This window comes from Planctomycetota bacterium (genome assembly GCA_035574235.1).
GTDB lineage: Bacteria > Planctomycetota > MHYJ01 > MHYJ01 > JACPRB01 > DATLZA01.
Genome location: DATLZA010000055.1, coordinates 1 through 11,878, shown reverse-complemented (window position 1 = coordinate 11,878; position 11,878 = coordinate 1). Strand labels below are relative to the sequence as shown.

Below are 11,878 nucleotides of genomic sequence, written 5' to 3'. Positions count from 1 at the left end.
GAACAGGTTCGACCCCGTCAGCCCGTACGCCTCCGACATCGCCAGCGCGCAGATCGTGTGGTTGTACATGTACTTCTGCGCGTTCCGCGACCCGATGCACCCCTCCGGGTCCTGGTGGCTCATCATCCACTGCAACCCCTTGCGCACCACGTCCCCGAAGCAGATCCCGTCGTACGTGTCCTTCGACAGGTGGCTGTACCCCGCCCCCAGAAACGCCAGAAGCGAAAGCCCCGTCACCCCCGCGTCGAAGTCCTCGTGCCCGGGATTGGGCAGGCAGCTCCCCTGGCGGCACTGCCGCACGTACCCCGTGGCGCTCCACGAACCGTCGGCGTTCTGGTGACGCGCGAGCCACCGGAGGGCGTCCGTCACCGCCCCCTGGGAGAAAGGATCCCCGCCTCCGCGCTTCACCGCCTCCTCCTTGCCGCCCAGCCGCGAGCCGTACCGGCCGCCGCCGCCCCCGCCGCCGCCGACCACGTCGTAGGCGCCCTTGCTCTTGAAGGGCTTGTCGGTCACGAGGTCCCGTGAGTCGCCCTTGGGCTGCTTGAATTCCTCCTGGTCCTCCGTCTCGTTGCGCTCCGCCTCTTCGGCCTTCTTCTTGAAAACCGGATCCTCGCTGGGCTTCTTCACGTCGAGGATCTTCCTGTTGGGATCGAGATCCCGGCGCTTCTCCATCTCCGGGAGCGGCCGGGGTTTGCGCGGGGGACTCACGACCACCGCTTCCTCCTCCGGCTGCGCCTGTACCGTCCAGAAGAAGCCGATCGCCAGGAACGCCGCCGTGTGAAGCCCCCCCGAAATCGCCCACCACGGCGTCTTCCGCACGATCCCGAAGGACCGTTCCTCGCCGGAGCCGTCGGCACGCGGGTCCGCCTGGGAGAACATCTCGCCCCTCCTTCTCCCGGCACGCAGGCTCTATCAACGAAGCGGCGGACGAAAAGTTCGCGGCGCGGCGGCGTTTTTCTTTACGGGGGGCGGGGGAGCGGACTTATAATCCGCGGAAGCCGAAAGCTATTTTTCGGAGGGGAACCTCATGCTCCAGACCGCCGTGGCCGTCCTGGCGACCGGGCTTTTCGCCGCCGCGATCCTCCTGGGCGCCTGCGCGGGAGTTCCTCAGGACGACGGGTTCACCCTCCCCGCCGATCCGAAAAACTACGCGCCGGTCGAGCGCTTCGAACCGATGAAGATCCCGGCGGACAACCCGATCAGCGCGGAGAAAGCCGCCCTCGGCTGGAAGCTCTTCTTCGACAAGCGGCTTTCCGGCGACGGGAAGCTCTCCTGCTACTCGTGCCACGTCAACGAACGCGGCCTCACCGACGGCAAGGCCCTCAACCAGGGCGCCTTCGGCAAGCCCCTCACGCGCCACTCGCCCACGCTCTGGAACGTGGGCTACCAGCCGCATTGGTACTGGGACGGACGGGCCACGACCCTGGAGGCTCAGGCCCTGGCCGCCTGGAAGGGCGTCAACATGGGCGCCAAGGACCCCAAGGAGGACAAGGTCCGCGACGACATCCTCGCGGCGATTCAGAAGGCCTACGGCGCCGAATTCCAGAAGGTCTTCGGCGGCCCGGCCACGGACAAGAACGTGGCGCAGGCTCTGGCCACCTACATGCGCACGATCATCAGCCGCGACACGCCGTTCGACCGCTGGCAGCGGGGCGAGGCGTCCGCCGTCGGCGAAGCGGCCAAGCGTGGCTGGGAGGTCTTCCAGCGCGCCAAGTGCACCAACTGCCACTCCGGAATCTTTTTCACCGACTGGCAATTCCACAACGTCGGAATCGGGATGGCCAAGGAGAATCCCGATCTGGGCCGCTTCAACGTCACCAAGAACGAGAAAGACAAGGGCGCCTTCAAGACTCCCACGCTGCGGGACGTGGCCCGCTCCGCGCCCTACTTCCACGACGGAAGCGTCGCCACCCTCGAGGAGGCGGTCAAACTCATGGCCTCCGGAGGAATCGACAATCCCTGGCTCGACCGGGTGAATCTCCAGAAGCAGGACCTGAGCGAGCGGGACCTGGCGGACCTCGTCGAGTTCCTGAAGTCGCTCACCGAGAGCGCCCGCCTGCGCGAGCCGCGGCTGCCGGAGTAGTTCACGCCGGGCCGTTGCGGTAGATCATCGTCCCGGCGCCGGTGTCGGTGAACACCTCGGCCAGAAGCGTCGAAGGTTTCTTGCCGTTGATGATGTGGACGCTCTTGACCCCCTCGAGGAGCGCTTCCACCGCCCCCTGCGCCTTCGGGATCATCCCCCCCCGGATGACCCCCTGCCCGATGAGCGCCTCGATCTCCTCCGGCGTCACGCGCGAAATCAGCGTCCGGTCCGCCCGCAGAATCCCGTCCACGTCGCTCGCCAGAATGAGCTTCTCCGCCCGCAGCGCCGCCGCGATCTCGGAGGCCACGGTGTCCGCGTTGATGTTGAGGATGTTCCCCTCGTCGTCCCCGCCGAGCGACGCGATCACCGGCACGAAATCGGCCGCCAGAAGCGTCGTGAGCAGCCGCGTGTCGATCGACACGATGTCCCCCACGTGGCCGAAATCGACGACCTCCTCGAGGCCCGTCTTCTCGTTGACGATTTTCTTCGGAGGGCGGCGCACGGCGTTGATGATCCCCCCGTCCACCCCCGAAAGACCCACCGCGTCCACCCCCGCGCGCCGGAGCGAACCCAGAATCTCGGTATTGATCTTGCCCGCGAAGACCATCATGACGACGTCGAGCGTCCGCTCGTCGGTCACCCGCCGGCCCTGAATCATCTTGGGTTCGATCCCGAGCTTCTGCGAAAGCTCGGTGGCCTGCTTGCCTCCGCCGTGCACCATCACGACCCGGATCCCCACCTGGGCCAGAAGCGCCACCTCCTCGCAGAAGGCGTGCAGTCCCGCCTCGTCCTCGGCGATGTCGCCCCCGACCTTCACCACGAAGGTCTTCCCCTTGAACCGGTTGATGTACGGAAGCGCCTGCCGCAGGAGATCCAGGTGTTCGGGATTCATACGAGCTCCGCGAGAATCGCTTTCTGCACGTGCAGGCGGTTTTCCGCCTCGTCGTAGACGGCCGAGGCGTCCAGCACGGCGTCGGCCACCTCCACGTTCCGCCGCACCGGCAGGCAGTGCAGGAAGACCGCCCCCGAGGGCACCCGGTCGCAGATCCAGTTCCGGTAGCCGTCCCGGATCTTCTTCTCCTCCTCCCACCGGCCGTAGTAGGCCGAGCCCCCCCAGGACTTGGCGTAGACGACCTCCGCCCCCTCGAGCCCCGCCGCCTTGTCGTGAACGATCCGCGGCCGGCGCGGGAGGGCGTCGAGCACCTTCTTCTCCAGCGGAAACTCGGGCGGATGCGCGATCGTCAGCTCCGCCCCGAGCTGGGAGCAGATCGCCGCGAACGAGTTCGGCACCGCCATGGGCAGCGCCTTCGGGTGGTACGCCCACGTCAGCGTCACCCGCACGCCCTTCCACCCGCCGCGCTTTTCCCGGATCGTCAGCGCGTCCGCCATCGCCTGGCACGGATGCCACAGCGCGGACTCCATGTTGATCACCGGAACGGACGCGTACCGCCGGAACGCCTCGATCACCGGATCGGCGAGATCCTCCTCGCGCGACTTGAGCCCCGGAAAGGCCCGCACCGCGATCGCGTCCACGTACCGCGACAGAACCCGCGCCGCGTCCTTGACGTGCTCCGTCTTGTCCTGGTCCATCACCGCCCCCTCGCGGTGCTCCAGCGTCCAGGACTCCGTCCCCACGGACATCGAAACCGCCTGCCCTCCGAGCTGCGCGATGCCCACCTCGAAGGACACGCGCGTCCGGAGCGAGGGGTTGAAAAAGACGAGCGCCACGCTCCGGCCCTCGAGCGCCCGGCAGGGAGCCCCCGCCTTGAGCTCCCGCGCGCGGTCCAGAAGCCGCTCGAGGTCCCCCGGGGAGAACTCAAGCGTGTTGATGAACGACTTTCCCTTGAAGCTCATCGGCCAGCGCCTTGATGAACGAGTCCACCTGCACGTGCGTCAGCGTCAGGGGCGGAAGAAGCCGGAGCACCCCCGGCTCGTCCGCCGTCCCGACGATGAAGCCCCGCTCCAGAAGCCGCCCCTGGAGCGCCGCCGCGTCCCGGTCCGTCTTGACCCCGAGCAGAAAGCCCAGCCCCCGCACCTCCCGCACCCCGGGCGTGTGCTCGAGCCTCTTGGCCAGGTACCGGCCCACCTCGACGACGTTCGGAAGCAGCCCTTCCACGACCTCGAGCGTCGCCTTCATCGCCGCCATCGCGATCGGCCCCGCCCCGAAGGTGGCCCCGTATTCGCCGTAGCCCACCCGCTCGGCCACGGCCGGCGACACGAGCACCGCCGACAGCGGAATGCCGCTGGCGATGCCCTTGGCCAGCGTCACGAGATCCGGCGTCACCCCGTGGCGCCCCGCGAAAAACATCGTCCCCGTCCGCCCGATCCCGGTCTGCACCTCGTCGTAGATGAGGAGCGTCCCGTTCTTCGTGCAGGCCTCCCGCAGCCCGCGGAAAAACTCGGGCGGCGCCGTCCGCACGCCCGCCATCGACTGGATGGGCTCCAGGATCACCGCCGCCGTCCGCTCCGTCAGCTTCGGGACCGTCCCGAACGGAACGAACGACACCCCGGACACCAGAGGCTCCGCCTGCCGGCGGTATTTCTCGATCCCGGTGACCGACACCGCTCCGGCCGTGCGGCCGTGAAATCCCCCCTCGAAGGCCACGACGTCCGGACGCCCCGTGTGCCGGCGCGCCATCTTGAGGGCGTTCTCATTGGCCTCCGCCCCCGAGTTGGCGAACAGAACCGCGGCGAATCCGGGCGCGTGCCGCAGGAGAAGCCGCGCCGCCTCCTCCCGCAGCGGCAGCGCCGCCACGTTCGAGTAGAAAAGGAGCCGCGCCGCCTGCTCCTGAACCGCCCGCACGACGTACGGATGGCAGTGCCCCGTGGAGCAGACCGCGTGCCCCGCATAGAGATCGAGATAGCGCTTTCCCGCCGTGTCCCAGATCCACACGTCCTCGCCGCGGGCGATCTCGAGCGGAAGCGTCTTGTAGGTCCGCAGCAGCGTCACGGCTGGGCCGGGGCCGCCAGGAGCCCCGCCTCCTCCGGAAACCCGAACATCACGTTCAGGCACTGCACCCCCTGACCCGCGCCGCCCTTGACGAGGTTGTCGAGCGCCGCGAAGACGATCGCGGTCGTCCCCTCGGCCACCACGCCCAGATCCACGAAGTTCGAGTTCTTCACGTGGTTCACGTTCACGCTGCCTTTGGAGACCCGCACGAAGCGCTCGCCCGCGTAGGTCGCGCGGAACAGCTCCACCGCCTCGTCCGTCGTCAGGGGACGCCGGAGGGGCACGTAGCTCGTCGTGAAGACGCCGCGCACCAGGGGGGCCGAGTGGGGCTGGAAGAGCACCGGCACCCCCGAGGCCTGCTCGATCTCCGGCGTGTGGCGGTGATGGAACGGCTCGTAGGCGAAGAAGCTCGACGCCCGGAACGGATGGTGCGTCTTCTCCGAGGGCTTGGCGCCCGAGCCGGACGAGCCGGTCTTCCCGTCCACGATCGCCCGGCCCGCGGCCAGGTCCCGCAGAGGGTAAAGCGAAAGGATCGCCGCCGTCGCGAAACATCCTCCGGCCGCGGCGTGCGTGGCTTCGCGCAGCCGCGCCCGATGGAGCTCGGGAATCCCGTAGACGAACCGCGCCAGAAGCTCCGGCGCCTTGTGCGGGACCTTGTAGTACTTCTCGAACGCCTTCGGATCCCGGAGGCGGAAGTCCCCCGAAAGGTCCACCACCTTCCCCTTCAGCCGCGGCACGACCTCCATCGCCTCCCCGTGCGGGAGCGAAAGGACGTACGCGTCCGCCTCCGGCCATTCCTTGCGGTAGACGAGGTCGGAGAACCCCCTCAGGTTCGGCTGCACCTCGTCGAGGCGCTTGCCGGCGTTCTCGTGGGCCGTGATCCCCACGAGCTCCACGTGGGGATGCCCCAGAAGCAGCCGCACCGCCTCGCCGCCGATGTAGCCCGAGGCCCCGATCACCGCCGCGCGGATCTTCGTCATGGCGTCAATACCGGTGTCAGAACGGCCAGAAGTTTGTCCGGATCGGTCAGGGCGTTGGCCGCCGGCACGCCGATCGTCCGTTCCAGGTACACCACGCCCGCCTCGGTGTCCGTGGCGGGCCCGCAGACCACCGTCACGTTCACCCCCCGCTGCGCCAGGATCTCCCGCCCGCCCCAGGCGGCCGTGAGGTCCCCCGCGCAGAAGACCACCGCGTCGATGTGGGCCATCAGCGAACGGTCGTCGAAGAACCGCTCGACCTTGTAGTGGCCGAGGATGCCGTCCCCGAGCTCGATCACGATCACGTCCACGTCGTCCAGACGCGCCACGATCGAGCGCGCGATCGCGGCGATGTCGTCGGCGTCGACGGTCGAGGGGACCCCGCAGTCCAGGAAGCTGTAGGTCCGCACCGCGCCGGCGGCCTCCATGAGCCGCGTGTCCTTCAGGCAGGCGATGCCGGTGATCTTGGCCCCGCCGACCTTCATCCCCTGCCGCGTCAGGCCCTTGATGATCTCCACGGTCGTGGCGGTCTTGCCCACGTTCATGCAGGAGCCGCAGACGAGGATGATGGGCCGCGCGCGGGCCAGCACGTCCACCCGGGGAAGGGCCGCCTCGCGAAGATTCCGGCGCGAGATCCCCAGGACCTCCACCTGCACGGGCTCCCCCAGGTCCTTGTGCCCGCTCACGTACCGTCCCACGACGCCCCCCAGGTTGAGCAGGTGCAGCCGATCCCCCGGCGCCAGCCGGTAGGGCGCGTATCCCACGAACCCGCGGAGCGCCTGCCGGCTTCCCAGGACGCCGGCCAGGACGTCCCCCCGCCGCACGGGCACCCGCTCGCCCGTCACGGTCTCCACGTCCGGGTAGTGCGGATTCTCCGAGAGCGCCCGGACCACGACGAGCTGACCCGCCTCGGGGGCGACGCCCTCGTGCGTCTCGACCGGGTTCGTCAGCCGCAGCGGCGCGGTGGAGGAGGCGAACTGGTCCACGTCGAACTTCATGGAGCGGGCTCCCCCAGAAGCCGCGCCGCGCGCGCGGCCACGAGCGCCGGAGCCGTTCCGCCCGGCGAGGTCTTCGCCGCGGCCGAGGCCTGCGGGGAAAGAAGCGCGTAGACGTCCTCCCCGAAGGCCGGCGCGAATCCCCGAAGCTCCGAAAGCGGCATCGCCGCGGGCGAGATTCCCCGCTCCGCGCAGTGTTTCATGAGGCGCGCCACCGCCCCGTGCGCCTCGCGGAAGGGCACGCCGCGCGCGGCCAGATATTCGGCCAGATCGGTCGCCAGAATCTGGGGATCTTCCGCTGCGCGGAGCATCCGATCCGCGTTCACCCGCAGCCCCTCGACCGCCAGAAGCATCGCCCGCAGGGAAAGGCGCGCCGTCTCCGCCGCGGCGAACACGGGGGGCTTCGTTTCCTGAAGATCCCGGTTGTAGCCGGCCGCCAGGCCCTTGAGGGTGCCCAGGAGATGGACGAGCTGGCCCGTCACCCCCGCGGCCTTCCCGCGCACGAGCTCGATCATGTCCGGATTCTTCTTCTGAGGCATGATCGACGAACTCGTGCAGAGCTCGTCCGGAAGCTCGATGAACCCGAACTCCGGCGCGGACCAGACGATGAAATCCTCCGCCATCTGCGAGAGGTGGGCCGCAAGGAGCGCCGCCGCGGCCGTGAACTCCACGGCGAAGTCCCGGTCGCTCACGGCGTCGATCGAGTTTTCGAACGCGCGCGAGAACCCGAGCTCGCGGGCCGTGAAGGCCGGGTCGATGGGGAGGGACGTCCCCGCCAGGGCGCACGCCCCGAGCGGCGACACGTCCGCCCGGCGCAGGGCGTCCTCGAAGCGTCCCGCGTCGCGCGCGAGGCGGTCGTGGTAGCACAGAAGGACGTGCCCGAAGCTCACCGGCTGGGCGCGCTGGAGGTGCGTCACGCCGGGCAGAAGGGTCGCCGCGTGCTCGCGGGCGCGCCGCGCGAGAGCCCGCCGGAGCGCCGCCAGTCCCTCCAGGATCTCCCGGCCCGCGTCCCGCACCCACAGCCGCAGGTCGACGGCCACCTGGTCGTTGCGGCTCCGCGCCGTGTGAAGGCGCGCCCCCGCGGCCCCCGCCAGGTCCGTCAGGCGCTTCTCCACGTTCATGTGGACGTCCTCGTAGGCGACGTCCAGCCGGAAGGATCCCTCCTCCCACTCGCGCAGGATCCGGGCGAGCCCCTGCTCGATCGCCGCGGCGTCCTCCTCCGAGAGGAGCCCCTGGCGGCGGAGCATCCGCGCGTGGGCGAGGGAGCCCCGCAGGTCGTGCGGAACGAGCCGCTCGTCCGCCTCCACCGAGGCCACGAAGCGCGCCGCGAACTCGTCGGCAGGCCTGGAAAAACGTTCCCGAAGGAGCTTGGCCATCGCGCCCGTCCTACTGGAGGAACTTCCGGAGGGCCTTGTTCAGGCTGAGCCGCAGCCCGTTCATGCGGATGAACCCCTCCGCGTCCTTGGAGTTGTAGGTCCCGAACGTTTCGAAGCTGGCGATCTCCGGGTTGTAGAGGGAGTTCGGGCTCTTGCGGCCGACGACGGCGGCGTGGCCCTTGTAGAGCTTGACGCGCGCGGTCCCGTGAACGCCCTTCTGGCTCTCGTCGATGAAGGCGCGCAGGACGTTCATCTCGGGGGAGAACCAGAAGCCGTTGTAGACGAGCTCCGCGAAGCGCGGCATGAGCATGTCCCGCAGGTGCATGACCTCCCGGTCCATCGTGAGGGACTCGACCGCGCGGTGCGCCAGGTGGAGCACCGTCACCCCCGGCGTCTCGTAGACGCCCCGGGACTTCATGCCGATGAAGCGGTTCTCGACCACGTCCACGCGGCCGACCCCGTGGCGCCCGGCGATCTCGTTGAGCTTGAGGACGAGTTTCGCGGGACTGAGGGCCTCGCGGTTGAGCGCCGTGGGGACGCCGTCGGCGAATTCGATCTCGACGTATTCGGGCGCGTCGGGGGCCCGCGACGGATCCTGCGTCATCTGGAACATGTCCGCCGGCGGCTCGTTCCACGGATCCTCGAGGATGCCGCCCTCGTAGCTGATGTGCATGAGGTTGGCGTCCATCGAATAGGGCTTTTCGCGGGTGACGGGAAGCTCGATCCCGTGCTTTTCGGCGTAGGCGAAAAGGTCGTTGCGGCCCTTGAAGTCCCAGATCCGCCAGGGGGCGATGATCTCGAGCTCCGGGGCGAGCGCCTTGACGGTGAGCTCGAAGCGGACCTGGTCGTTGCCCTTGCCCGTGGCGCCGTGGGCGACGGCGTCGGCACCCTCGCTCTTGGCGACCTTGACCTGGTACTTGGCGATGAGCGGCCGGGCGATGGAGGTGCCCATGAGGTAGGCGCCCTCGTAGACGGCGTTGGCCTTGAGCGCGGCGAAGACGTAGTCGCGGGCGAACTCCTCGCGGAGGTCGGCCACGTGGACCTTGTCGGCGCCGGTGCGGGCGGCCTTGCGGGAGATGGCCCCGATGTCCTCGCCCTGGCCGATGTCGGCGATGAAGGCGACGACGGGGCACTGGTACTTTTCCTTCAGCCACTTCAGGATGACGGACGTGTCCAGGCCCCCGGAGTACGCGAGCACGATCTTGCGGGTCATGCGGGTTCCCTCTTGTGGGTCTTGAGATCCATGATTTTCCGCGCGAGCTTGCGCGCCGAGGCGCCTTCGCGCACGACGACGAGCAGGGTGTCGTCCCCCGCCACGGTTCCGACCACGTCCGGCCATCCCATCCGATCGAGCGCCAGCCCCACGGGACTCGCCTCGCCCGGATCGGTCTTGACGACGAGGAGGTTTCCCGACCAGTCCACCTTGCGCACGAGCCGGGCCAGGATCGCGCCGGCCTTGGGGGGCGCGGGCGGGGCCACGGCCTCGACCGGCGCGTACCGGTAGTGGACGCCGTCGTCGGACACCTTGACGAGTCCCAGCTCCCGCACGTCCCGGGAGATCGTCCCCTGGTCGGCGGCGAATCCGCGCGCCCGCAGGAGCTCCTTGAGCTCCGCCTGCGTGGCCACCGCCCGGCTCGCCACGATCTCCAGAAGGGCCCGCTGCCGCTCCGCCTTGATGCTCATAAATATGCACGAATCATACAAATTTATGCAGGCTTGTCAAGGCCCGAAACGCGCGGAACCGAAAAAAAAAGCTCACGCGGCGAGCGCCCGCCCCAGCGCTTCCCCGAGGTCCGGATGCTCGAACCGGAAGCCCGACGCCAGCGTCCGCCGAGGCCGGCACCGCTGGCTCGAAAGAAGCACCTCGGCCACCCGCCCGAACAGCGCCCGCAGCATCCAGCCGGGCATCGGGACCACCGCCGGGCGCCCCAGCGCCCGCCCGAGCGCCTTCGTGAACTCCGCGTTGCGCACGGGCTCCGGAGCCGTGCCGAGCAGCGGCCCCGACACCTCCTCCCGCTCGAGCGCGTGAAGGTAGATCCCCACAAGATCGTCCCGGTCGATCCAGCTCATCCACTGCTCGCCGCTGCCGAGACGCCCTCCCAGCCCCAGCCAGAAGGGCGTCCGCATCCGCGCCAGCGCCCCCCCGTCCGGCCCGAGCGCCACCCCCGTGCGCACCACGACCACGCGGACCCCGCGGTCCGCCGCCCGGAACGCCTCCCGCTCCCACTCCCGGCACACCTCCGCGAGAAATCCTTCTCCCGGCGGCGAATCCTCCGTCAGCTCCTCCTCCCCCCGGTCGCCGTAGTAGCCCGTGGCGCTCGCCGAGACCAGCACCCGCACCGGAGCGCCCGCCAGCCCTTCCACCAGATTCCGCGTGCCGACGACGCGGCTCTCCCGGATCGCCGCCATCTTCCGACGCGTCCACCGCCCCTCCGCCACGGGTTCCCCGGCCAGATGGACGACGGCGTCCACGCCCGCCAGCGGCGCCGGCCCCGCCCCCGGATCCCAAAGGCGGTCCCCCGAGAAGCGCCCGATCGTCACCACCTCGTGCCCGCGCTCCCGCGCCCGCGCGCACAGGCGCCGCCCGATGAATCCCGACGCTCCCGTCACCGCGATCTTCATGTGAGTCCCGGAATGATGCGTTCCCCCCGCGCCGGGATCAAGAAATTCCGCCCGCCCCGGTCAGCCGACCACGACGGTCTTAACGTTGACGAACTCCCTCAGCCCGAACGTCCCCAGCTCCCGGCCGTACCCGCTCTCCTTGATCCCGCCGAAGGGAAGCCGGGGATCCGAACGGACCTGGGCGTTGACGAAGGCGCATCCCGCCTCGAGCTCCCGCGCGGCGATCCGCTCCGCCCGCTCGAGATCCCGCGAAAAGACCGCCGCCCCCAGCCCGAAGGGGGAATCGTTGGCGATCCGGACCGCCTCCGCCTCGTCCCGCGCCCCGATCACCGCCGCCACGGGGCCGAAAAGCTCCTCCTCGTACGCGGGCATCCCCGGCCGCACGTCGGCAAGAAGCGTCGGCGGATAGAAGGCGCCCGGACCCGGCGGCAGCCGTCCCCCAAGAACCAGCCGCGCCCCGCGCGCCACGCTCTCGGTCACCTGCCGGTGAAGCGCGTCCCGCAGGTCCCGCCGCGCCAGCGGACCCACCTCCACGCCCTCCTCCCCGGGCGGCCCCACCTTCGCCGCGGCCAGGCGCTCCGCGAGCTTCTCCTCGAACGGCGCGCGCACGCGATCGACCACCACGAAACGCTTGGCCGCGATGCAGCTCTGGCCGGAATTCACCAGGCGGCTTTCCGCGCAGACGGCGACCGCCCGGTCGAGATCGGCGTCCTCGAGCACCACGTAGGGGTCGCTCCCGCCCAGCTCGAGCACCGTCTTCTTGAGACACGCCCCCGCCCGCGCCGCCACCGACCGGCCCGCCGCGGAGCTCCCCGTGAGCGTCACCGCCCGCACCCGCGGATGCTCGATGAGCGGCCCGACGGCCTCCGACCCCG

General features: G+C 69.7%; 12 protein-coding genes. 1 reads left to right on the top strand and 11 read right to left on the bottom strand.

Annotated elements, in window-relative coordinates; all coding sequences use genetic code 11:
• Positions 1–879: hypothetical protein (locus tag VNO22_04275; GenBank protein HXG60569.1), on the bottom strand; the 879-nt coding region annotated here is incomplete at its 3' end.
• A gap of 148 nt (positions 880–1,027) precedes the next feature.
• Here VNO22_04275 and VNO22_04270 point away from each other — a divergent pair.
• Positions 1,028–2,083, top strand: coding sequence for a cytochrome c peroxidase (locus tag VNO22_04270; GenBank protein HXG60568.1), 1,056 nt, complete (start codon positions 1,028–1,030; stop codon positions 2,081–2,083).
• Between the two features lies 1 nt (position 2,084).
• Here VNO22_04270 and argB read toward each other — a convergent pair whose 3' ends face one another.
• From argB to VNO22_04220, 10 genes are all read right to left on the bottom strand, one after another.
• Positions 2,085–2,975, bottom strand: coding sequence for an acetylglutamate kinase (gene argB, locus VNO22_04265; GenBank protein ID HXG60567.1), 891 nt, complete (start codon positions 2,973–2,975; stop codon positions 2,085–2,087).
• Entirely contained in the window at positions 2,972–3,937 is a 966-nt protein-coding gene (locus VNO22_04260; GenBank protein ID HXG60566.1) for an N-acetylornithine carbamoyltransferase, read from the bottom strand. The genes argB and VNO22_04260 overlap by 4 nt, the downstream gene beginning before the upstream one ends.
• Positions 3,900–5,033 carry an aminotransferase class III-fold pyridoxal phosphate-dependent enzyme gene (locus VNO22_04255; GenBank protein HXG60565.1) on the bottom strand — a complete coding sequence of 378 codons (1,134 nt, stop codon included), beginning with the start codon at positions 5,031–5,033 and terminating at the stop codon, positions 3,900–3,902. Before VNO22_04255 ends, VNO22_04260 begins: the two co-directional genes overlap by 38 nt.
• The gene (gene argC / locus VNO22_04250) at positions 5,030–6,013 is read right to left on the bottom strand and encodes an N-acetyl-gamma-glutamyl-phosphate reductase (protein HXG60564.1); all 984 of its coding nucleotides are present in this window, start codon (positions 6,011–6,013) and stop codon (positions 5,030–5,032) included. The genes VNO22_04255 and argC overlap by 4 nt, the downstream gene beginning before the upstream one ends.
• Positions 6,010–7,008: a hypothetical protein gene (locus tag VNO22_04245; protein ID HXG60563.1), complete on the bottom strand. Its 999-nt coding sequence runs from the start codon at positions 7,006–7,008 to the stop codon at positions 6,010–6,012. Before VNO22_04245 ends, argC begins: the two co-directional genes overlap by 4 nt.
• Positions 7,005–8,381 (bottom strand): argininosuccinate lyase, encoded by a 1,377-nt coding sequence (gene argH / locus VNO22_04240; protein ID HXG60562.1) that lies wholly within the window; start codon positions 8,379–8,381, stop codon positions 7,005–7,007. Before argH ends, VNO22_04245 begins: the two co-directional genes overlap by 4 nt.
• Before the next feature lie 10 nt (positions 8,382–8,391).
• A complete protein-coding gene (locus VNO22_04235; GenBank protein ID HXG60561.1) occupies positions 8,392–9,594 on the bottom strand; it encodes an argininosuccinate synthase in 1,203 nt (400 codons plus the stop codon).
• Positions 9,591–10,064, bottom strand: a complete 474-nt coding sequence (gene argR, locus VNO22_04230) for an arginine repressor (protein HXG60560.1) — start codon at positions 10,062–10,064, stop codon at positions 9,591–9,593. Before argR ends, VNO22_04235 begins: the two co-directional genes overlap by 4 nt.
• A 72-nt stretch (positions 10,065–10,136) precedes the next feature.
• The gene (locus VNO22_04225; GenBank protein ID HXG60559.1) at positions 10,137–11,003 is read right to left on the bottom strand and encodes a TIGR01777 family oxidoreductase; all 867 of its coding nucleotides are present in this window, start codon (positions 11,001–11,003) and stop codon (positions 10,137–10,139) included.
• Between the two features lie 60 nt (positions 11,004–11,063).
• On the bottom strand, positions 11,064–11,878 hold an 815-nt coding region (locus VNO22_04220), incomplete at its 5' end, for an aldehyde dehydrogenase family protein (GenBank protein ID HXG60558.1).